Below are 22,744 nucleotides of genomic sequence, written 5' to 3' on the forward strand. Positions count from 1 at the left end.
AACGGTTCCTACTCCATTTCTATTTCCAGCTGGTTCTTTAAAGAAGCTACTTGTGTGCCAATAATGACCTGTACATTATGATTATCCAGCTTCACGACACCAAGTGCTCCGCAGGCCTTTAATTCCTGCTCATCAATTTTGCTCATATCCTGAACAACAAGACGCAGTCTGGTGATACAATTGTCCAATGTTTCGAGATTTTCTTTGCCGCCTAAAGCAGTTAAAATTCTTTTTGCATCATATTTACCTTTTTTCTTATGAGTTAATTCTTCCTTCGATGTTGCAGTTGTTTCATCTTCACGGCCAGGTGTCTTCAGATTGAACTTAATAATGGCATAACGGAAGATGAAGTAGTAAAGGGCGAACCAAACAGCTCCTACAACGAGAACGAGATACCATTTTGTGTATGTTCCCTGCAAGACACCGAAAATAATGAAGTCGAGAATGCCGCCATCTGTGTTTCCAATTACTACTCCGAGCAAATGCATTGTCATAAATCCTAAACCTGTTAAGATGACATGGATGCCGTAAAGGGCAGGTGCCAGGAACAGAAACAAAAATTCAATTGGCTCTGTAATACCAGTCACAAATGTGGCGATGACACCTGAGATTAACAACCCTTTAATCTTACTTCGTTTTTCAGGAAGTGCTGTATGATAAATAGCCAGTGCCACGGCTGGTAAGCCAAACATGAAAGTAGGCATTTTCCCTTGTGATAAAAAGGCGGTAGCGGAAGGACTGATTGGCGAACCGCTTTGCAGCTGGGCATAGAAAATATTCAGGGCTCCTGCAATAGTCTGTCCGTCAACAACCTGAACGCCACCAGCTTCCGTAAAACGAATCATTGCTACAAGTATATGGTGCAGTCCAAATGGCAGCAATAAACGTTCACCAGCTCCGAATATAAATGGTCCAAATGCACCGGATTTCTGAATAAGTTGACCAATGCCAGTGATAGCAATTGCGAAAATCGGCCAAATGATTGGAATTAAAATGCCGACAACAGCTAATGAAAGGGAAGTGATAATCGGCACAAATCTTGCTCCGCCAAAAAAGGCGAATGCATCTGGAAGCTGAATATTATAAAAGCGGCTGTGCAGCAAATGGACAATCACGCCGACGATGATACCGCCGAGTACCCCCATTTCAATCGTTTGTATTCCCATTACCATGCCTTGACCAGCTTCGCGCAATGCTTCAGCTGCAGCAAGGCTTTTTGTTTCTGATAAATAAAAGTTAATGGATAAATGCATAATGACATATCCTACAAACCCAGAAAAGGCCGCGACTCCTTTTTCGTAACGTGCAAGTCCCAGCGGAATTGCAACGGCAAACAAAACAGGCAGATAAGTAAAAGCAAAGCCTCCAATTGTAGACATGAACCGGAATATCGTTTGCAGGAAGCGGTTATCAAGAAAAGGCAGAGCTTCAATTGTAGATGGACTCGTAAAGGAGCTGCCGATTCCTAACATAAGTCCCATGAATGCAAGCAGGGCTACTGGAAGCATGAATGTCTTTCCGAGTCCTTGGAAAAATTCCCAAAAACGTGATTTAGCGTTTTTCATCATCACTTACTCCTTCCAAATACATATATTTGTGTTAAGAGTAACTGCCTTAGAAAAGAAGAACAATCAGTTTCGAATAATTTGTAAGGGTATACATTTTTTGTATAGCTATTTTTACATTAATAAAAGGCTTCTAGGACTGTGCCTTCGAAGCCTGCTAACTTTTTTTCCTTGATTCTATGGCTGTAAGGATGATGAAATCTAACAAAATACTTAAAGGAAATCTTGAACTCATATCAAGGTCACCGAGATAACAGTTTTGTATTTGCGCATGAAATGTTATGTTGACTAAATCCTTCAGCCGGCTGCTTTTTCTGCCGACGATAGCAATGGTTTTTACGTTTCGTTCCTTTAAAATTGCAGCGAACTCTAGTATATGAGCTGTTTCTCCGCTATAGGAAACTAGTATTGCCAAATCCTTATTGGAAAGCCTCTTCGCAACACATCTTAGTTCGTCCCAATCTTCTCTAGCATTACAAATAGTTCCTGAAAATGTCAGCTTTCTAGCAGCGTCTATGCAAGTAGGCAGAGATGCTCCTACGCCAAAGAATTCAATGAAGTTACTTTCGTGTATAAAGTTAGCAGCCTTTTGTATTTGCGCTTCATTAATATGCTCTAGTGTCCATTCCATTTCCTGCTGAACCCGTTCCATATGGGAGGACAGAAAGCTTAAACTAGGCTTGGCAGCTTCATATAATTCCTGTTCGGAATCTTTATTTAACGTATATTTTAAATCCTGAAAACCGCTGAATCCAATGCGTTTGCATGTTCTGCTAATTGTTGCTGTTGAAATAAATAAGTTTTTTGCCAGCGCATTTAAGCTGGAAGTGGCGATTTGCTCTGGGTTTGCAATGATATAGTCTAGTACTTGTTTTTCTAACTGGCTAAGCTCGCCTTTGTATTGGGCGAGACGTTTTAAGAGGATTTTCAAACTGTTCAGCTCCAGCACTTTATTAGGAGGACAAACCATCCTGAAGTATACGCTTTCCTTTTTATTATAAGGCCAATTACTGAAAAAAAGTACTTAAGCTTATGGCAGGAAATAAGCCAGAACCTAGTAGGGTCCCGGCTTATGTAGATAATACAGATTATCTCGCAGCTGCTGGCTGCACTTCATCTGGGATAGGACAGACATAGCCACTGTCGCCAACAGCCTGCTTAAGCTCATCTGCTGCTTTAAGAAGAAGCTCTGGCTCCTCCAGTACTTTTGCAGCAGTAAGGAATAGAATTTTTGCAACTTGTAAAGTTCCTTTATGTGCAATGCTAGATTTTCCTTGTGCCACTAGCTGCCAAGTATGAAATGGGGTACCAAGAGCACATGTTGTGACATTACATTGTGCTGTTGGTGTTACCCAGCTGACATCTGCTACATCTGTTGAGCCTGACATGAGAGAGACTGTCTCATCATATGCAAGAACATCCTCAAACAGAGGGGTATTTCTATCTGCAATGCCGATTAAAGGAATATATGCTTCGTTTAGCTCTTCTGTGCTAAAAGTTGTTTGGATCTCCTTGGCGAATTGCTTTTCTACTCCTGTAAACTTTGTTGGGCCTACCTCGAGCATCGCCTCTTGCATGGCTAAATTGAGCGTATTGCTCGGAATATAGTTAGAGCAAGCTTTATCTATAACAATCTCCAGCTCTGTCCCTGTCATTAAGGCAGCACCTCTTGCTACATCCTTTACTCTTTCGAATAATTCCATTACGGTATCTGTTTGTGGAGCACGTATTAAATAAAGCACTTCTGCAAAGCCTTGTACGACATTTGGAGAAAGTCCGCCTGAATTGGTGATGGCATAATGGATTCGCGCCTGATCAATAATATGCTCTCTTAAATAATTGGAGCCGATATTCATCAGTTCAACTGCGTCAAGGGCGCTTCTACCTAAGTGAGGGGAACCGGCAGCATGTGAGCTCTTTCCTTTAAAACGGAAATATACTTGGATATTAGCAAGCGAGCTCGTGTTCATTACAGAGGTAATACCGCTTGGATGCCAAGTTAATGCACAATCTACATCGTCAAACGCTCCTGCTCGAACCATAAATGTTTTTCCTGATCCACCTTCTTCTCCTGGGCAGCCATAAAATCGGATGGTGCATGGGATATTATTTTCTACAACAAAATTTTTAAGTCCCACGGCAGCAGCGAGGGCTCCTGTACCAAGGAGATTATGCCCGCATCCATGTCCATTTCCGTTTTGAGCGAGAGGGTTCTGGATGGCTGTTCCTGCTTCCTGGCTTAAACTGGATAAGGCATCAAATTCGCCGAGGAAAGCGATAATGGGTTTCCCAGAACCGTATTCTGCAATAAACGCAGTCTCCATTCCACCGATATTTTCATTAATCGTAAAGCCTTCTTCCTGTATAGCTGTTCTTAAGTAAGCGGCAGATGCGTATTCCTCAAATCTTGTCTCTGGATGATCCCAAATATAATCACTTATTGTGCTCCATTTTGCTTTTGTTTCCTCTAAATAATCGGTAATCCAATACAAGTTACTCATGCAAACTTCCTCCTTTTAATAAAAAATTAAAAAAATTTTGACATTTACTTGCAGTTATAGCTTACATCCATTAAAATAACGTTAGATTTCCTAACATATGTAAGAGAGATTAATGGCGTGTTTTATCTATATACATATATATGGATAAAAAAATCCATTACAAGCATAACCTGTATTTTTCAAGCTGCCTGCAATGGATGAATTATTTATGTGAAATTAGCTGTTTTGAATAATACGAAGAATATCATGGGCGTTGTCTCCTGCAACTGCTGCGAAGTTCTCCCATATCTCATCACGAAGAAGGTCGATCTCGACAATTTTTTTTGCTAATTCGATTGCTTCTTTGTTGATCATTGCATATAGCTCCTTTCGGTGTAAAATTATCCATTCTCCTCAGATTAAACAAAAGAAAAAATATTTATCGATTATATATAAGTATTTTAAAAGATTTTTTCTAAAAAAACATCTATATTGTCAGGTATTCTTACCCATTTTTTGAATTTTGCGTTAGATTATATGACAAGAATCAATTTTGTTTTGTGTAATCGTATTATAATTACATTAATGGTAGAAATCATTACTTCATGAGGTGAGATGATAATATGGATCATGAGCCATCCTACAAAAAAAGGAAAGTAATCACGATTGGTGTTGTTAGTGAACTGACTGGTTTGACAGAAAGGCAAATTCGTTATTATGAACAAAGAAAGCTTATTTTTCCTGAAAGGCCTGAAAGAGGGAATCGTAAATATTCCTTTTCAGATGTGGAACGGTTAATTGAGATTGCCAACAAGCGGGAAGAAGGAGTAAGGACCCACGAAATTCGCCAGGAAATAATTAAGAAAACCCGCGAAGAGGAAGAGCGCAAAATAAAAAAACAAATGTTACGCGGTCAAATCAACGCCAGGTTTGGTATCCAAAAAGATTGAGTAAGCCTAGCAACTTCCTATAATAAGCCTCGGGTAAGCAAAAGTCCTTTTTAATTAAAGGGCTTTTTATATGTTCACATACAGGAAATCTTAAGCGATAACTAGATTCTTCTATTGATTATAGGTGTTCTTCTCATATAAACTTGTAGATGGTAAAAGATAACTTCAAAGAATGTTCAATTAATGGAGAGTTGGCATGGACTATATATCCAAGGAAAAAACGTATGAAATTATAGAGGTTTGTTTGCTTGCTGGGCGGATTATGTTAAAAAACGGTGCGGAAACATACAGAGTGGAAGACACGATGACGCGCATTGCAAAAGCGTATGGAGTGGAGGATTCGGACAGCTTTGTTACACCTACTGGTATCATCTTTTCTTTAGCGGGTCAGGAACCGACAAAAACAAAGCTGATTCGGATTATTGAACGGACAACGAACCTTGAAAAGGTAATGAAGGTTAACGATATTTCTAGAAAAATCAGTGTCGGGAATATCCCTTTACAAGAGGCATATCATCTTTTAAAAGATGTAGATAAGGAGAGCAAAACGTATTCAGATTTGGCGCAAGTTATTGCTGCTGCCATTGCAAGCGGGTGCTTTCTCATCATGTTTCAAGGAATATGGCAGGATTTTTTTGCGGCTGTTATTGCAGGTGGTGCAGGCTTTTTATGCTCTGTGTATTTTCACCGCGTTGTCCAAATTAAATTCTTTGCGGAATTTTTAGCAGCAGTGCTCATCGGTCTTATTGCCTTTGGCTCCGTTCATATCGGTTTTGGCGCACAAACAGATAAAATTATTATTGGCTCGGTCATGCCGCTAGTGCCAGGGTTGCTAATTACAAATGCTGTCAGGGATTTAATGGCAGGCCACTTAGTTTCCGGCATCTCAAAAGGGGCAGAGGCATTTTTAACAGCTTTTGCAATTGGGTCAGGAATTGCGGTAGTATTCGTAGTATTTTAAGGAGAATAGATATGTGGGAATTAATAGAACAAGCAATTACAAGCTTCATTGCATCCTTTGCCTTCGCAATGATTTTCCACACACCGCCAAAACTGCTAGTGAAATGCGGATTTATCGGAATGCTCGGCTGGGTAGCCTATTGGGGCTCTGTCTCTTTGCACATCGATGAGGTTCCAGCAACAATCATTGGTGCTTTTTTAGTGGCAGTACTCAGTCAAGTGTTCGCAAGGCGGTATAAGACACCTGTCATCATTTTTTCGGTGGCAGGAATTATTCCACTCGTACCAGGCGGGATGGCGTATGATGCAATGAGAAAATTTGTGGAAAACGACTATTACTACGCTGTCAGCCTTGCTGCCAAGGCCTTTTTAATATCGGGATCCATTGCAATAGGATTAATGTTCTCTGAAGTAATCAATCAGTTAATGTATAAACGAAAAACTAGAAAAAGCAATGGAAGCATCTAAGGAGTGCTTCCATTGCTTTTTTAGTTATGTAACAGGTTGTTCCTATAAAGTAACAAGTTCCATTCGGTGTGACTAAGTACTAAATACGGAAGATGTATTTACTATGTATTGCAAGCGTTGTAACGTATAGATGTAAAGCAAAAGGGAGCGTTGCTATTTCCCTTCATCCCTGTCAATTAAGGAGGATTGCATATAGTCAAAGGTTTCTTTTCCTAACCGTTCAATCAGAAACATGACTGGTATTTGAGTCGTTAAATTGACATTTCCTAAATATTCCGTCGTTATATAATAGGCGAGGTTATAATCAGACATTTTGGCCAGCGAGCTGTCAGAGTGATTCGTCAAGCTTACGATGATGCTTCCATCCTGCTTAAGGCGGTCAAGCTTTTCCATTGTTGACTTAGATTCGCCTGACACAGACAGCACGATCGTGACACTGTCAGTTATATAGTGGCTATAAATTGGGAAATATGGGTCTTTAATATGAAGAGAAAATTTCTTAAGCCCAGAGAAGAACCTTGCGCCATATTCTGCAATTACACCTGAAGTGCCTGCACCGATAAAAATGACGATTTTCGCTTTTGCCACTACTTCGGCAATTTCTCGGATTTTAGTTTCATAGTTTGCTGATAATGTTCTTTCTACAAAGTCGGAGACCGTCGTATATGTATTGTTTAAACGGTAGGTTTCTTCTTCTGCAAGATAATTTTTCAGATGAACCTTGAATTCTGTGAAGCCATCGAAGCCTAGTTTTTTGCAGAAACGAAGTATGGTTGTTGTGGAGACATGAGTTTCATTTGCGAGTTCCCGTATTCTCATATAGGTTACTTCACGGGAATTTTTCATGATGTAATTGTAAAGCTCGTATTCTAGATCAGAAAAGGTTTGAATCTGCTCATTTGTAAACATATTAACACATCCATTAAAAAGATTTACTCCAACTTAGATAATCTTATTATAACAAATTTAGAAATTGAAAAGGGTTGCACACCCAAAAATAAGAAAAAGGGGCGTTCGTAGATGAGCAATGGAATTAAGATTGTAACGATTGGCGGAGGATCTAGCTACACACCAGAACTTGTGGAAGGATTTATTAAAAGATATGACTCTCTGCCAATACGTGAGCTTTGGCTTGTAGATATTCCAGAAGGACAAGAGAAGTTGGAGATTGTCGGTAACTTAGCAAAGCGTATGGTGAAAAAAGCAGGCTTGCCAATTGAAGTTCATTTAACACTTGACCGCAGAGAGGCGTTAAAGGATGCAGACTTCGTAACAACTCAATTCCGAGTTGGTTTGTTGGCTGCAAGAGCGAAGGATGAAAGAATTCCTTTAAAATATAATGTAATCGGACAAGAGACAAATGGGCCTGGCGGTCTTTTCAAAGGCTTGCGCACAATCCCTGTTATTCTTGATATTGTTAAAGATATGGAAGAGCTTTGTCCAAATGCTTGGCTCATCAACTTTACAAACCCTGCAGGAATGGTGACAGAAGCAGTGCTTCGCCACAGCAACTGGAGAAAAATTGTTGGCTTGTGCAATGTTCCGATTTCAATCCAAATGAGTGTAGCTAAGCTGTTGGAAGTTGAACCTGAACGTGTACATGTTGATTTTGCAGGACTGAACCACATGGTATATGGACTTCATGTATATCTTGACGGTAAAGATGTTACAAAAGAAGTGCTTGATGAAATGACATCCGGCAAGCATGCAAGTGCGACTATGCGTAATATTGCTGCAATTGACTGGGATCCAGACTTTATTAAGGCACTTGGGGCTATTCCATGCGGATACCACCGTTACTACTACAAGCAGGCACAAATGCTTGAGCACGAGCACGAGGAAGCAGCAGAACAAGGTACACGTGCAGAGGTTGTGCAAAAGCTGGAAAAAGAGCTGTTTGAACTTTACAAGGATGAAAACCTTGCTATTAAACCGCCACAGCTTGAAAAGCGCGGTGGAGCATACTACAGTGATGCAGCCTGCAGTCTAATTGACTCTATGTACAATGACAAGCGTGACATCCAGCCTGTTAACACAATCAATAACGGAGCAATTGCCAGCATTCCAGATGAATCAGCAGTTGAAATCAGCAGTGTCATCACAAAGGACGGCCCTAAACCGATTTCTATCGGCGATCTTCCTGTACCTGTCAGAGGATTGGTACAACAAATCAAGTCCTTTGAAAGAGTAGCAGCAGAAGCAGCTGTAACAGGCGATTATGATAAAGCATTGCTTGCTTTAACAATCAACCCGCTATTGCCTTCTGATAAAGTTGCGAAAGAAATTCTGAATGAAATGCTTGAAGCACATAAAGAGCATTTACCGCAGTTCTTTAAAGAAGATAAAGTACTATCTTAATAAATTGATAGCCAAAAAAGAGGAGTGTCCCAGAAGACACTCCTTTTTTTTATCGAGAAAAACAAAAAGGAACTATTTTACTATAAGCTTGTGCTAGGAAAAGAGAAGGTATGTCCTATTGACTATGTAGCGTATAGGAAAATAAATGCATTTATGGGTGTTTTTTGTCTTTATCCTTTATTTGGATATTGAATTATGGTAATTATTATATAGATGTTTGTTTTTTATTAGCTACATAGTAATAAAGAATGATAGCTAAAATTATTTTTAAAGGAGAGAGGAAAAATGGCAGGAATCATTCGAGTAACTCCTGAAGAGCTTATTAGCATGTCAAATCGTTACGCAAGCGAGGGAAGTCAAGTTGGTGAACAAGTCACTCGTTTGGATCAAATGATCCAAGAATTAGAAAGCATGTGGGAAGGTCAATCAAGCCAGGCGTTCAGTGAGCAATATCAATCACTTCGCCCTTCATTCCTTAAAATGCAGCAATTGCTAGAGGATATATCCTCACAATTGAATAGCACAGCAAAAGCACTAGAAGATGCTGATGCACAAATTGCCAATCAAATTCGCGGCTAAGTGACTGAACTTAATATCGTTAGAGCTTAGAGCTTCTTCATGAGGTATGCATGATGGGTAACGAAATAATGGCGGATGTAGCTTTGTAAAAAGCCGTGTGTATATTAATAAACAAACTAAACCCTTGGAGGAGCGCTTGTATTCAAAGCGCTCCTTTATATTTCGAGGTGGAAAAATATGTATATAGAAGTAACGGTCGATTTACATAAGTATGATAAGGAAACAATCGACTTGCGCTTATCAGACTTCTACACAATAAAAAAATTGGTTGACGTATCATGGCAGGTTTCACATATAGACAGCGTCCCGAGATCAGGGTATTGGGTGCGTGTAAAGAATAAACAAAAGGTATTCCCGGGAAATAGGCGGTTGGCAGATGCGGGAATAACGTCTGGAGATATTATTGAAATTTTATGAGGATGGTATAGAAAATGCCGCAAAATGAACGTACATACTTAGAAAATAAATTAGATGCGTTGATAAAAAAAGATCAAAATCGCATTTCATTCGTCTTTCAAATCGAAAAGATAAAGATGGATGAAGAAGGTGAAGTCTTTATATTAAAGGATTTGGATAAACAGCTCCATAAGGAAATAAATGTATTAGAGGATGCTCTTTCAATAAGCATAGATATTCCAAGTACCTATCAATATGGTACATCTGTTCAAAAACTGCCGAAAAGAGACAGGCTAAAAGTAATATATCAATTGATTCATAAAGTAAAGGATCACCGCGTTTCAAGGCTGCATCTTTTTATTAGCCCAGAAAACATTGTCGTGGACCAAGGGATGACCCCGTATTTCCTTCATTATGGAGTTAAAGAGAGCCTGCCTCCATATGAAAAAAAGGAAGAGCGGCTTTGGTATGAGCTTAAAGCGCTTGCTGCTTCGTGGGTAGATATCTCCCATTCGTTTGAGGAATATCTCCAATATGAAAAGACATTGGAATTGAGTGAAGACAGCAAAAAGGTGTTGGATGCTCCGTCATACGCCTCCCTGTTACAGATTATAGAGGAGTTTATTAGGAAGGATAAGGAATCTTCCTCTCACTATATAGAAGTGACAAAAAAGAAATGGAATTGGTTTCGAAACAGCCTGATTGCTGTGAGTATTCTGCTTGTGCCAGCCATTATTTATTCCTTTTATTCTATCTTTTTTCTGCAGCCAAAGCAGGCCAGAATCATCACGGCACAAGAACAATACCTTTCTAGTTCCTACAGTGATGTAATCAGTACGCTCCAGCCTTATGAAATTGACCAATTGCCAAAGGTTGCAAAGTTTGAACTGGCTATGTCTTACATCTCCAATGAAAACCTGACAGATGAGCAAAAGAAATTTGTCCGTAATACAGTCACACTGCAATCTGATTCTAAGTACTTGGATTATTGGATACAAATTGGAAGAGGACAAGGAGAGGAGGCGCTTAAGACTGCTAGATTCCTCGAGGAGACAGATCTCATTGTTTTTGCCCTCATAAATTATCGGGAAAATATATCTGCTGATGAATCAATGGACAGTGAAGAACGCCAGCAAAAGATGGATGAAATCGACCGAGAGATTAAAGAATATCAGCAAGAGGAAGATAGCGAATCATAATCGTTTATTTACTGGCAGTGATTAAAAAGGGGATTACAAGATGTACACATTATTTGTATTTCACGATGATACATACGAAAAAGCCTATTTAGATAAGAATGAGTCAATAACAATGGGCACAGCACTAGAAATGGGTATCACAATGGCTATACCAGGCTGGGAAGGCCAATTGACAGTAGCTGTTGATAAAAATGGAGTTGCGACATATCAACATGAAAAGAAATGGGTCGAAATTCAAGAAAAGGAAAAGCACAATGTTAAGGCAGGGTCTGCAATTATTGAACTGGTTTTAATAAAAGAAATTCCTAACACAACGTTTTATATAGGAAAAAGGAAAGAAATCTACTTTGCAGCACAACAAGCAGAGCGTGAGAATGATTCGGAATTTTGGTTGCAAGAGGACCAAGATGAGCTGTCAGCTGGCTTTTTAATTGATGTTCATGAAGGATGCACAGTAAAGAAAGGAGAGTCCCGAGTATTTCTTAATGGCCATTTACTGGATTCAGACAGTGAATTGGCGCTTGGAGACATTCTCCTCTGGAATGGGATGGAAATTACACTTTTAGATGAAGATCTTCTATCCATTGCAACTGTAAAAGAATATGGAACAACACTGGAAGAAATTAAGCCTCATCAATCAGAAATGAAAAAACGCTATCCACTGTACAGACGAACACCGAGAATGGTGTATGAACTTCCAAAGGAAAAGGTTCAACTAACCTTTCCAGGACAGGAGGCACAGCATACAAAAAGACCTTTATGGTTAATAATCCTTCCGCCCTTAATGATGCTTATCGTTATGGGAATTGTTGCGATTTTTATACCAAGAGGAATATTTATTGTCGTTTCTCTTGTTATGTTTGCGACAACTTTATTCACTTCAATCTTTCAGTATTTTAAGGATAAAGCAAACCGCAAAGAATGGGAGCTCAGAAGGCGCCGCATTTATACAAACTATTTAAATGAGAAGCGAGAAGAGCTTCACCTGCTTGCAGAAAAGCAACGTGAAGTACTTGATTTTCATTTTCCAGAGTTTGAGCGGATGAAATATATGGTCGCCGAAGTTTCGGACAGGATTTGGGAACGGACATTAACAAGCCAGGATTTTTTACAATTCCGTATCGGTACAGGAAAGGTGCCAGCAAGCTACAAAATCGACGTGAGCTCACAAGATATGTCTAACAGAGAAATGGATGAACTAATGGAGGCGTCAAAGCAGCTTGAGAAGACCTATCAGGAGCTTGAGCCTCTGCCTGTCACTGTCGATCTTTCAAAAGGTGCGATTGGTTTAATAGGGAAAGAAGCAGTCTTAAAAAATGAGCTTCACCAGCTAGTTGGTCAACTTGCATTCTTCCACAGCTATCATGACGTCCGCTTTATCTTTATCTTTGATGAGAGGGAGTACAGCACATGGGAGTGGATGAAACGCCTGCCCCATTTTCAGCTTCCGAATTCACATGCAAAGGGCATGATTTATAACGAAAGCACGAGAGATCAGCTTCTTAGCTCGATTTATGAAATGATTCGGGAGAGAGATTTGGAGGAGGATAAGGAAAAGCTACTGTTCTCACCGCACTATATTTTCATCATTGCCAACCAGCAGCTCATTTCTGAGCATGTCATCCTAGAATACCTGGAGGGTGAGCACAGGCATCTCGGTATATCTGTCATTTTTGCATCAGAAGCGAAGGAAAGCTTTTCCGATAATATTCATACACTTGTCCGATATATAAATGCCTCTCAAGGGGATATTTTAATGCAGGACAAAAAGGCTGTTGAAATTCCTTTCAAGCTTGATGTCCATAAGTATGAGAACAATGAATATTTCGCCAGAATGCTAAGGACTCTGAATCATCAGGTTGGAGTTACCAACTCGATTCCAGAAAGCGTATCTTTTATGGAAATGCTCCAACAAAAGGATGTTAAGGATATACCTATCCAAGAAAACTGGGAGAACAATCAGTCAGCTAAATCTCTTGCTGTTCCAATTGGCCTAAAAGGGAAAACAGATGTAGTTCGGTTAAATTTACATGAAAAAGCCCACGGGCCTCACGGGTTATTGGCAGGGACAACAGGGTCAGGGAAAAGTGAATTTTTGCAGACGTATATATTATCCCTTGCTGTCCACTTTCATCCGCATGAGGTTGCCTTCCTGCTCATCGACTATAAAGGCGGAGGAATGGCCCAGCCGTTCAAAAATATGCCCCATCTGCTTGGGACTATTACGAATATTGAAGGAAGTAAAAACTTCAGCCAGCGTGCATTGGCTTCCATTAAGAGTGAGCTTAAGCGGCGCCAGCGTCTTTTTGACAAATACGAGGTGAATCATATTAATGATTACACACGCCTTTATAAACAGAATAAGAGTACAGAACCATTACCGCATCTGTTCCTGATTTCAGATGAATTTGCTGAATTGAAAAGTGAACAGCCTGATTTCATTCAAGAGTTAGTCAGTGCTGCGAGAATCGGGCGAAGCCTTGGTGTCCATCTAATCTTGGCGACGCAAAAGCCAGGCGGCATAATTGATGCTCAAATCTGGAGTAATGCCCGCTTCCGTATTGCGTTGAAGGTTCAGAATGCAGAGGACAGCAGAGAAATTCTCAAAAATGCAGATGCTTCCGGCTTAACGGTTACAGGAAGAGGGTATTTGCAAGTTGGCAATAATGAGGTGTACGAACTATTTCAATCTGCTTGGAGCGGGGCGGCCTATAAAGATGAAGCATCTCTTAATGAGGATGAAGTTGCTCTTGTTACTGATCTTGGACTTGTGCCTTTATCAGAGCTTTCCTTACAAGAAACAATGGGGAAAGAGTCCATTACAGAAATGGAAGCAATTGTGGAGGAAATTGAAGCAGTCCAGCATAAGCTAGGACTTCAAAAAATTGCAAGTCCTTGGCTTCCGCCATTATCTCCGCGTATATATAAGCCAGATATAGCAAATGAAAGAGAAGATAACAAGGTCTTGCTCGCAATGGTCGATGAGCCAGAAAAACAAAGCCAGTCTCCGTATACGTATGAATGGGTGGAGGATGGCAATATTGGAATTTTTGGCTCATCAGGTTATGGTAAAACCCAAACAATGATTACATTGCTAATGGGCATTGCTGCAGAGGCAAGCCCAGAGCAAGCACATTTCTATTTACTTGATTTCGGGAATGGAGGCTTAATGCCATTAAGGCAGCTTCCGCATACAGCAGACTATTTCCTTATGGATGAACAGCGTAAGACAAATAAATTTGTCGCCATTATTAAGAGTGAAATGGCAAAACGAAAGAGACTGTTCCAGCAAATGGAGGTAAGCTCAATCAAGATGTATAACACTCTTGCTGAGGATATCTTGCCATTATGGTTTATTGTCATTGATAACTATGATGTAGTAAAAGATGAAATGCATGATTTTGAAGCACAGATGAACCAGTTTGCAAGGGATGGCCAATCACTCGGCATTTATATGATTTTCAGTGCAACGAGAGTCAATTCCATTAGACAAACGCTAATGAACAATCTCAGAACAAAAATTGTCCATTACTTAATGGATAACACGGAGGCATACTCAATTCTTGGCAGGGTACCATTTGAGCCAGAGCCTATCCCAGGGAGAGCAATCATCAAAAAAGATGCTGCCTTTTTCTCGCAAATATTGCTGCCGAATATTGGACTTGATGAGTACGAGCAATTGCGGTTGCTGAAAGAAGAAATTGATGCGCTAAAACAGAAGTATAACGAATTTGAAAAGCCGAAAGCTGTGCCAATGCTGCCTTCTGAATTGAATAATAAGCAATTCTATCTGTATGTGAAGGAGCAAAGGCAAGGCTTGATTCCGATTGGCTTGGAAGAGGAGAGCGTTGAGCCTGTCAGCATCAACTTTGCCAAAATGAACCACTGTTTAATTCTCGGCCAGGCCCAAAAGGGAAAAACAAACGCTATGCAGCATATCTTAAGTGAGGCTGCACGCCAGCAAACGGAAAAGTTAGCAATCTTTGATTCTATTGATAGAAGTCTTTCTCATGTTGTTGATAGGGACACAGTCAGCTTTATTGATAATAAGGATAGTATTTCTGCTTGGCTTGAAAATGTGGAGAGCGTGTTAAAACAGAGAGAATCAGACTACGAGGAGGCTGTACGCAGCGGCAGAATGCCAGAAATTCAGCCGTTCATCTATATGTTTATTGATGGATACAGCAGGTTCTTGCAGCAAGTTGATAACCGCATCCAAGAAAACATCGTCCGCCTTATGAAAAATTACAGTCATCTTGGCTTCCATATTGTTGTTTCTGGAACAAATAATGAGCTGACAAAAGGCTATGATCCGCTGACGCTGGAGCTGAAGCAGGTTCGTCAGGCACTTGTTCTTATGAAGAAGTCAGAGCAGACACTGTTCACACTTACCTATGAAAGACAGGAACAGGAAGTTCAGCCAGGGTTTGGATACTATGTGGAAAATGGCAAAGAAAAGAGAATCCAAATTCCGTTGATGTTAGTGGAAAGGAAGGTGAGCCTATAGTGAAGGGCTTTCCTATATGGAAGATAATTATTGCGCTAGTCCTTATAATCGGTGCTCCATTGCTTTTTTTTAAGGCAATTGGGGAAAATCCGTTAAAGGAGAAGGAAAATGCAACAAAGTCAATTGCCATCGTAAATGAAGATGTTGGCTTAGAAGGGGAAGAAGAGGAAATTCATTTAGGTGAAAGTGCTGCGAGCATTCTAGCGAAGGATTCTTCTTATAATTGGAGTGTTGTCGGCAGAAGTGCCGGAGAAAGCGGGCTGCGCAGCAATAAATATGATGCGGTCATTTATATTCCATCTGACTTTTCTAAAAAGGTGATGGATTATGAGAGTGCTAATCCAAGCAAGGTAACCTTCGACTATAAATTACAAACACAACTAAATGCTGTTAATACAGAGAAGGTGAAGCTGGAGGTAGAAAAAGCAACAAAGCGGACAAATCAACGGCTTTCCTCTCTATATTGGAGTTATGTTGCAACAGACATGAATTCAGTGAAAAAGGAATTCGACCAGATTTTGCAAAAGGAGGTCGATTTCCAAGGGACAATGCTTGCCTTCTATAAGCCGAGCTCAAAGGATTTGGCAGATCAAATCAAAGAACAGCAAGCGATGCTCGAGAATATTAAGAGCTCCTTTGGCCAAGTTGCTGACCAAGGAACAGATCAGGAGGCTTCGGCTGACTCCTTTTCAGAAGACTTAACTGGTTTTGTTGAAAATGTACAAGCATATGAACAATACCAGCAGGAGCAGCAAAAGCTCCTTGCAAGCATTCAAGAGGATGCCGTAGCAAATATAAGCACAGCAACGGAGAACCAGAAATCACCTTATCTGCAAACACAAAGCTTGTTAAATGAAAATGAACAAACAGTATTGCAGCAAATGACAGACTTAAACAGCCAACTGCAGACAAATGAAAGTCTGCTTCTGCAAACAAAGCAGGAGCGGGTTGATACTGCCGAAAACCAGCTGCTGTCTTACAACCAGTATCAAAGCAATCTCTTAGACTACTATCAGCAACTAGTTGATACAAAGTCCCTTAACTCCTTGCAAGGTAATCTTATAGCTGCTAAGCAAGGCTTGTCAGAAGGAGATGAAGTACTGCTGCCAGAAGATCCACCGGAGAATCCGGAAGTGCCTGCTGAAATGTCTGAGGAAGAGGGCGTGGATAATCCAGAAACAGGAGAAGAAGGTTCAGATAGTGAGAAACCGGTTGGTGGTGAAGGCAACGAAGTGATTGCGGCTGTAAGTGAACAAGCTGGAGCTAGCGAATCCCAGCAATCTGGCGAGGGTCAGGAACAGCAGTCTGGAAACTCTAATGCAGAGGCTAATGAGCACAAGGAATTAGAGGGAATACAAGCTGCTTTACAAGACCTTGAAGGCAAGCTCACAGGCATGGCCGGAAGCACTACTAGTGAAGAAATAGCCCAAGCAGTTGAACAGCTGAAGGCTATTAATGAACGTGTATTTAAAGTGAACGAAAGCTTGAAAGCAAGTGGAGATAACCAGCAAGGTTATGTTAAAGGACTGCTTGCTCAAATTGCAGATTTAACGAGCCAGCTCGACAATAATACAACAAGCCTGTCAGAGTTGGAAACGAAAAATGAAGACTTGAATAAACAGCTTGATGAGCTGACGAAACAAAAAGAAAGATTAATAGATTATGCAGAGGATTTAACAGAAGTCAATAATGAGCTAAGGGAGCAGCTGTCCCAATATGCTAATAACATGACAGCAATATTGGATGTAATTGAAGAAAAGGAACAGTCTATTATAGCTTCAAACGCCCTTTCAGCAGACCGAAAACAGGAGCTGGAGAATTGGTTTGATAAGGATATTGCAACAGGTAAGGTAGTAGATCTTCTTTACTATTATGCATACCTAAATGAGTATGAAGGTACATTATCGAGTATGCTTGGCCAAAATTCAGCAAAAGAGGAAGTTATGGCAAATGACAAGTTTCTTCAGCAAATCCAAGCCATTTTCCAAGTGAGTGATGCGGAAAATAACTATTGGAATCAAATCGAAGAGGAAACGCCGACAATGCGCGACGGATTATCTGCTTTAAATGACAGATTCACAGTGTTTATGGCAGATTACAAAAAATCAGTTGAGGATAACCAGGGCAAGCTCTTAGATAGCTTTACTTCAATGGAAGCTGATGCGAATCAATTGCTCGAACAAATCCAGCAGCCAACGCAAAATGAAGCTGGTAACTTAAGTGCTGAGGCAAGCGGCACTGGTGTCGCCACGAGTTATAAGGTTATTCAAGAGCAAATGAATTCCTTCCATAATGGTCTGCAGGATGCAAGCGAGAGCCAAGAGACAATTATTGAATACACAAATGGACTCCATCAAGAAGTATCTGCTGTTCAAACAGATGCAGATGTGTTGAACAATAAATGGTCAACAAATGTTAAATCTACAGAGCTAATAAGAGATGACGTCTTTTCAGTGCTGGGCAATGCCTTTGTTGATGACCAATCCAATGGCGTTGTTTATGACTTCCTTTCAAGTCCGCTGCAGCTTACTGCAGGAACTTCTGAGAAGGTTGAAACAAATACGGTTCCGCCAGTGGTTGTGTTGTTTATCGTTTTATTAAGCAGCTTGTTGATCGGCTATACAACCTATTATTTCAGCAGCCTGCCATATTGGGTACGCACAGCATTGTTCTTCATTGTGAATACGCTCGTCGGCTTTATCATCAGCCTATACGGCTTGAAAATATACCAGCTGGCAGAGCAGGCAACAATGGAATGGACTGTGTTTACTATTTTGCTTCTAATGGTCAGCTCAGGCCTAATTACAGCTGCGTTTTCACTGCATCGCCTTGTCGGCCTATTTGTGACTGCAGGCGTAATTGCCCTGTACGTTACACCATTGCTGGCATTGAGCACACCTAACTTTAAATTTGCAGATCCGATGAGCAACGTCTATATTTCCATTCAGTACAGCACGGAATCCTTATTTGCCCCTGCTGCTATCATTTTAGTGTTTACATTGCTTCTTCTTGTAATACTGCAAGTGCTGATTGAGCGCTATAAGGGCTCTAGCAGCATGGAGCATGAGGTGGGAGCAAATGAGACGATGTAAATGGATGATTTGTTTGGTAGTTTGTTTTATGGGGATAAATGGTTATTTTTCTTATGGAAATATGAAAAAGGCATATGCAGAAACAAAATCCAATATTGATGAATTGGCACCAAATGAATATGAAGGGAAATCAACAGATAAGAATACTAATTTGCTCGATGAAGATGGTTCTTCAACGAGCAAATCTGAAATTCCTGAAGAACAGAAGCAGCTGACATTCGAAGGTGAAAAGACCTTTTCTGCTGATGATGTTAAAGATAAACTTTTCCAAAAGGCGGCAACAAATAAAATTGAACAGAATGCCGAACAGCTTGGCTTATTTACAGGAGACGATGAGACTGCGCAAATGGGGAAAACAGAAGACATACAGTCTGATGCTAATTCCTCATTATCCTTATTTCTAGGCATTCTAATTGCTGTCTGTATTGTTCTGCTAGGCATCGTTTTAACTGTTTTCTATCGGACAGCCAAACAAGGGGAAAGGATGCGTGATAATTAATGAGTCTTTCAAGTATGCTCGCAAGCCTAAAAGGTGATGTAAACGGCAAAATAGACGATATTGAGCACAAAATTCAAAGATTAAAATCAGCTAAACAGAAGGTGGAAAACGAGCAGGATACAATGCTAGAGGAAATTAGGCAGCTAAAAAAGCCTGATTTAAACAATAATTGGGTTGGTCAACGAGCAGATGAGTTTGACGGGAAGCGAGACGATGTGTATCTGGCAATGAGCTATATTGGAAACTTAGAATATGCACAATATCAAAGCTCGATCCAAAGCAAGATCAACCTCCTGCAAATAGAAAAAACCAGTCTTCAAGGCATTGGCGGCCTTGTTGGTGAAGCATCAAAACTATTCGAGCTTGGCGAAGATATGTATGACGATGTCACAAATAAAATATCTGAAATTAAAAGGATGTTGTGATTATGGCTACGATTAAATTAAACCATGCTAATGCAATCAGCAAATTAAGCAATGCAGAACAGGCAGTGCACAGTCTTGCCTTGATCCGCACACCGACAAGTAAATTGAAGGACAACAAGCTCGATTTCACATCGGAATGGAAAGAAAGAGAAGAACGAATTGAGAGCTTAATAGAAGAGTATAAAAAGATTGTTTTAAAGAATATAGCAGATACAAAGGACAATATTGATGCATTAAAGGAACAGGATGAAGCGATAACTAGGTAGGGAGTTCTGGTGAAGGTTCTAAATGGTGAGGGCTTACGTAATACAATGAAAGCAAGAGCGCATTATTCCTCTCTAAGAGAACAGGCTACTAAAAAGCTGTCATTACAAGCAATAATATTGCACTCAAATAGTAATTTTCAAGCATAATTTCACTAGAAGTTATGCTTTTTTCATTTGAGGTAGTAGTTAATAAGGAAAATATAAAAGACCTTGGCGGCCCGGCGGCCATAATAGCTGCTGCTATCTTAGGTCCGTGGCTTTGCGTCTTTTACTTTCGTAAAATTTGCCTTTTGACAAGATATTCATATATTTTAGTTTTCCTTTTCATAGAAGCTGATCTGTTGTTGTTTTTCGTAGATGGAAATGGCTTCTTTTAATAATTGAATGTCTTTTTTTATTTCCTTTTTTATAAGGTGATCAGGGCATCTGTTGTGATCATCTAATAAGCGCGCAAGCTCCCTTTTTACTAGCTGCAAACAAGACCACTTCCTTAATTTGGAGTTGCATGAATTCATTATGCATTATTATAACCATCTTGAAAAGTATTCAATCCCATTTTGGTAAAAATAGTAAAAGTGAGGTTCGCGGTTTCGTACTGTATAAACAGTATACAATTCAGGAAATCTAATAAAACCGATAAACTTTAATAGAAGGAGTCTGTGATGAAGAAAACATTTGATTGTGTAATTATCGGCGGAGGAATCGCCGGCCTGCAGGCAGCTATACAGCTCGGCAGGTATAAACATAATGTGTTGGTTATAGATTCGGGAATAGGCAGGTCTATTCTTTGCAAAAGCTATCATAACATACTTGGCTATCCAGATGGGATAAGCGGAACAGAATTGCGCCAGAAGGGAAGGCAGCAGGCTGAAAGCCTTGGAGTTGAGTTTCTTTCCATGACAGCTACAAATGTGGAAAAGCAGGATGATTATTTTGTTATTGATACAGAATCAGGTCAGTATGAAGCGAAGAGACTGCTTCTTGCAACAGGTATTATTGACAATATCCCGCCATTTGCAGAGCTATATCCTTGTTTAGGTATCAGTGTGTATTTATGTCCTGATTGTGATGGCTATGAGGTTAAAAATAAGAAGACCATTGTTATCGGTAATGGAAAAGTTGGAGCAAATATGGCGTTAACATTAACGTATTGGACAAAGGAGCTTGTCTATGTTAATCACGGTGGAGAAGCCATCGGCGAGGAAGTACAAAAGAAGCTTGCTGAACAAAATATCCCTGTTATAGATAAGGAAATTAAGAAAGTGGAAGCGGATGGATCAAGCTTGCAAGGCTTTACTTTAAATGATGGGGAGTTTTTGGATGGGAAGCATGGCTTTATTGCATTCGGGGGCAATATCGTCAAATCAGAGCTTGCCAAACAGCTCGGTGTGGAGATATTAGAGAATAACCATATTTCTGTTAATGGCAGAACGAAAATGACTAATGTAGAAAATGTGTGGGCTGCAGGTGATGTTGTTGCCCATTCCGAACAGGTAACAATTGCCATGGGAGACGGATCCCAGGCTGCCATATGGATTCATAAATCGCTGTTAAACTAAGGAAAACACCCTCCTGACGAAGGGATCTGGCCCTGATATCCGGAGGGTGTTTTTATTAAAGTGTTGCTCTGTAAACGCGATATCCAATAATATTTCCATAAGTATATAAAATGTGAGCATGCTCCGTCAGCTTATTTTCCATTTCTAAATTTCTTGTAACATGAACGTCCATTTCTTCCTCTTCCCCTTCAATGTTTGCAAACATATGGGAATAGACGGTGTGTGACAGCTTGATTTCCGCATTCCTAAAGCCAGCAGCAGCTAAGTTGTGCACCCATTCTCCTTCAGAATATACCTTCTCTATTCCATAGACTGATCTCATATTATTTTGTTCTAATGATGTAAGCTCTCTTTCAGAAGTCATTTCCAAGGCAAGAACGACACCGTTAGGCTTCAGGACACGTTTAAGCTCCTTTAAGGAGTGGCGAATATCTGTGAAAATAAGCACAGATTCTACAAGTATGATGTCAAAGCTTCCGTCAGGGAATGGCAGTTTCTCAATACTGCCCTGCACTAGATTTATGGGCAGGTTTTCTCTGTGAAAACGACTTGCAGCCCTTTTGACCATCGTTGGATGGAGGTCAATGCTTGTGACAGAACAAGGGTAATGCTTTTTAATAAAAGCCGAGGTTTGCCCTGTCCCGCATCCAGCGTCTAACAGGCTTGTGGCTGATGTGATTTTTTCCTGCTGCAGCAAGTATCTAGTTAAGGAAAGCCCGCCAGGATGGGCTCCGTTAACTCCATAATAAGCAAGTGCATCTTGATAAGATGGTTTCATCTTTATTCCTCCAATAGTCAGGAATCGCATTTCGCTCCCTTTGATTAAGGCAGCTTTCCAATACTATATGGCATATCGGCAAATTGGTTCTGATTATCGGGCCAAATGTCTAACGGGTTAAGTTATAATGGGGAAAAGAGTGAAAAGTCAGACAGGAGCTGAAACGCAATGGCAAAAGGCAAAACGAATGCAATGCGCATTCTCGACGGTCTCCACATCTCCTATACCACTCATTCTTACGAAAATAAGGATGGGAAAATTGACGGCATTTCGGTAGCAGAAAAAATAGGTGTTGATAAAAGACAGGTATTTAAAACACTTGTTGTACAAGATGGGGAAAAGGAGCCGTATGTATTCATCATTCCAGTCCAAGCTGAGCTTGATTTGAAAAAGGCAGCTAAAGCAGTGCAATCTAAAAAAGTCGAGATGGCACCTGTCAAGGATATCCAAAAGCTAACAGGCTATATAAGAGGTGGATGCTCACCGATTGGCATGAAGAAAAGTTATCAAACAATTCTTGATGACAGTGCAGAGGGGCTGCCATCTATTGTCGTGAGTGGTGGCAAAATAGGGTTACAGATGGAACTGGAAGTGAGTGACCTTATTCAAGCAACAGACGCAGCAGTTGTGAATGTTCTTTCATAAAAAAAAGCACAACTTTTC

Annotated in this window: 21 protein-coding genes and 1 riboswitch; of the genes, 14 read left to right on the forward strand and 7 right to left on the reverse strand. The window is 40.3% G+C overall.

Translation table 11 applies throughout. The annotated features are described in order from the left end of the window. Positions 1 to 8 precede the first annotated feature (8 nt). The 4 genes from malX to NQZ71_RS03020 form a co-directional block, all read right to left on the reverse strand. Positions 9 to 1,568, reverse strand: a complete 1,560-nt coding sequence (gene malX / locus NQZ71_RS03005) for a maltose/glucose-specific PTS transporter subunit IIBC (protein WP_317011273.1) — start codon at positions 1,566 to 1,568, stop codon at positions 9 to 11. Positions 1,569 to 1,722: 154 nt separating this feature from the next. Continuing rightward, positions 1,723 to 2,496, reverse strand: a complete 774-nt coding sequence (locus NQZ71_RS03010) for a MurR/RpiR family transcriptional regulator (RefSeq protein ID WP_275008271.1) — start codon at positions 2,494 to 2,496, stop codon at positions 1,723 to 1,725. A 157-nt stretch (positions 2,497 to 2,653) separates the two neighbouring features. Further along, positions 2,654 to 4,066, reverse strand: coding sequence for a M20 family metallopeptidase (locus NQZ71_RS03015; protein ID WP_317011274.1), 1,413 nt, complete (start codon positions 4,064 to 4,066; stop codon positions 2,654 to 2,656). 216 nt (positions 4,067 to 4,282) lie between these two features. Further along, positions 4,283 to 4,420, reverse strand: coding sequence for a hypothetical protein (locus NQZ71_RS03020; RefSeq protein WP_164849666.1), 138 nt, complete (start codon positions 4,418 to 4,420; stop codon positions 4,283 to 4,285). A 248-nt stretch (positions 4,421 to 4,668) separates the two neighbouring features. Between NQZ71_RS03020 and NQZ71_RS03025 the strand changes: the two genes are divergently transcribed. The 3 genes from NQZ71_RS03025 (at position 4,669) to NQZ71_RS03035 (ending at position 6,423) form a co-directional block, all read left to right on the forward strand. Next, entirely contained in the window at positions 4,669 to 4,995 is a 327-nt protein-coding gene (locus NQZ71_RS03025) for a MerR family transcriptional regulator (protein ID WP_144455070.1), read from the forward strand. Between the two features lie 196 nt (positions 4,996 to 5,191). Further along, positions 5,192 to 5,956 carry a threonine/serine exporter family protein gene (locus NQZ71_RS03030; RefSeq protein WP_317011275.1) on the forward strand — a complete coding sequence of 255 codons (765 nt, stop codon included), beginning with the start codon at positions 5,192 to 5,194 and terminating at the stop codon, positions 5,954 to 5,956. Between the two features lie 11 nt (positions 5,957 to 5,967). Then, positions 5,968 to 6,423: a threonine/serine exporter family protein gene (locus tag NQZ71_RS03035; protein WP_144455071.1), complete on the forward strand. Its 456-nt coding sequence runs from the start codon at positions 5,968 to 5,970 to the stop codon at positions 6,421 to 6,423. 153 nt (positions 6,424 to 6,576) lie between these two features. On the opposite strand, the gene NQZ71_RS03040 is transcribed toward NQZ71_RS03035, so the two are convergent. Continuing rightward, positions 6,577 to 7,332: a MurR/RpiR family transcriptional regulator gene (locus NQZ71_RS03040; RefSeq protein WP_127738926.1), complete on the reverse strand. Its 756-nt coding sequence runs from the start codon at positions 7,330 to 7,332 to the stop codon at positions 6,577 to 6,579. Positions 7,333 to 7,443: 111 nt separating this feature from the next. Between NQZ71_RS03040 and NQZ71_RS03045 the strand changes: the two genes are divergently transcribed. The 9 genes from NQZ71_RS03045 to NQZ71_RS03085 all read left to right on the forward strand — a co-directional run bounded on the left by NQZ71_RS03045 (position 7,444) and on the right by NQZ71_RS03085 (position 19,744). Further along, positions 7,444 to 8,781, forward strand: coding sequence for a 6-phospho-beta-glucosidase (locus NQZ71_RS03045; RefSeq protein ID WP_144455072.1), 1,338 nt, complete (start codon positions 7,444 to 7,446; stop codon positions 8,779 to 8,781). Between the two features lie 285 nt (positions 8,782 to 9,066). Further along, on the forward strand, positions 9,067 to 9,360 hold the full coding sequence (locus NQZ71_RS03050) for a WXG100 family type VII secretion target (RefSeq protein WP_127738928.1): 294 nt from the start codon (positions 9,067 to 9,069) through the stop codon (positions 9,358 to 9,360). Positions 9,361 to 9,537: 177 nt separating this feature from the next. Beyond that, on the forward strand, positions 9,538 to 9,777 hold the full coding sequence (locus NQZ71_RS03055; RefSeq protein WP_317011276.1) for an ESX secretion system protein YukD: 240 nt from the start codon (positions 9,538 to 9,540) through the stop codon (positions 9,775 to 9,777). Positions 9,778 to 9,791: 14 nt separating this feature from the next. Continuing rightward, positions 9,792 to 10,955 (forward strand): type VII secretion protein EssB, encoded by a 1,164-nt coding sequence (gene essB, locus NQZ71_RS03060; RefSeq protein ID WP_317011277.1) that lies wholly within the window; start codon positions 9,792 to 9,794, stop codon positions 10,953 to 10,955. A gap of 40 nt (positions 10,956 to 10,995) precedes the next feature. Next, positions 10,996 to 15,462 carry a type VII secretion protein EssC gene (essC, locus tag NQZ71_RS03065; RefSeq protein ID WP_317011278.1) on the forward strand — a complete coding sequence of 1,489 codons (4,467 nt, stop codon included), beginning with the start codon at positions 10,996 to 10,998 and terminating at the stop codon, positions 15,460 to 15,462. Then, the gene (gene esaA, locus NQZ71_RS03070) at positions 15,462 to 18,554 is read left to right on the forward strand and encodes a type VII secretion protein EsaA (protein ID WP_317011279.1); all 3,093 of its coding nucleotides are present in this window, start codon (positions 15,462 to 15,464) and stop codon (positions 18,552 to 18,554) included. Before essC ends, esaA begins: the two co-directional genes overlap by 1 nt. Then, on the forward strand, positions 18,541 to 19,053 hold the full coding sequence (essA, locus tag NQZ71_RS03075) for a type VII secretion protein EssA (protein ID WP_186304057.1): 513 nt from the start codon (positions 18,541 to 18,543) through the stop codon (positions 19,051 to 19,053). The genes esaA and essA overlap by 14 nt, the downstream gene beginning before the upstream one ends. Then, on the forward strand, positions 19,053 to 19,478 hold the full coding sequence (locus tag NQZ71_RS03080; protein ID WP_144455078.1) for a YwqH-like family protein: 426 nt from the start codon (positions 19,053 to 19,055) through the stop codon (positions 19,476 to 19,478). Before essA ends, NQZ71_RS03080 begins: the two co-directional genes overlap by 1 nt. A gap of 2 nt (positions 19,479 to 19,480) precedes the next feature. Beyond that, entirely contained in the window at positions 19,481 to 19,744 is a 264-nt protein-coding gene (locus NQZ71_RS03085; protein ID WP_144455079.1) for a YwqI/YxiC family protein, read from the forward strand. Positions 19,745 to 19,953: 209 nt separating this feature from the next. Beyond that, a riboswitch (cyclic di-GMP riboswitch) is annotated at positions 19,954 to 20,042 on the reverse strand. A gap of 13 nt (positions 20,043 to 20,055) precedes the next feature. Here the strand turns inward: NQZ71_RS03085 and NQZ71_RS03090 are convergent. Then, a complete protein-coding gene (locus tag NQZ71_RS03090; RefSeq protein WP_260054260.1) occupies positions 20,056 to 20,220 on the reverse strand; it encodes a hypothetical protein in 165 nt (54 codons plus the stop codon). Between the two features lie 186 nt (positions 20,221 to 20,406). On the opposite strand from NQZ71_RS03090, the gene NQZ71_RS03095 reads away from it, so the two are divergent. Further along, positions 20,407 to 21,303: an NAD(P)/FAD-dependent oxidoreductase gene (locus tag NQZ71_RS03095; RefSeq protein WP_317011280.1), complete on the forward strand. Its 897-nt coding sequence runs from the start codon at positions 20,407 to 20,409 to the stop codon at positions 21,301 to 21,303. Between the two features lie 55 nt (positions 21,304 to 21,358). Here NQZ71_RS03095 and NQZ71_RS03100 read toward each other — a convergent pair whose 3' ends face one another. Beyond that, the gene (locus NQZ71_RS03100) at positions 21,359 to 22,081 is read right to left on the reverse strand and encodes a class I SAM-dependent methyltransferase (protein ID WP_317011281.1); all 723 of its coding nucleotides are present in this window, start codon (positions 22,079 to 22,081) and stop codon (positions 21,359 to 21,361) included. Between the two features lie 168 nt (positions 22,082 to 22,249). Between NQZ71_RS03100 and ybaK the strand changes: the two genes are divergently transcribed. Continuing rightward, positions 22,250 to 22,726 carry a Cys-tRNA(Pro) deacylase gene (gene ybaK, locus NQZ71_RS03105; RefSeq protein WP_144455083.1) on the forward strand — a complete coding sequence of 159 codons (477 nt, stop codon included), beginning with the start codon at positions 22,250 to 22,252 and terminating at the stop codon, positions 22,724 to 22,726. Positions 22,727 to 22,744 lie beyond the last annotated feature (18 nt).

Origin of the sequence: Niallia taxi, from assembly GCF_032818155.1 — a bacterium.
Lineage (GTDB): Bacteria > Bacillota > Bacilli > Bacillales > Cytobacillaceae > Niallia > Niallia taxi_A.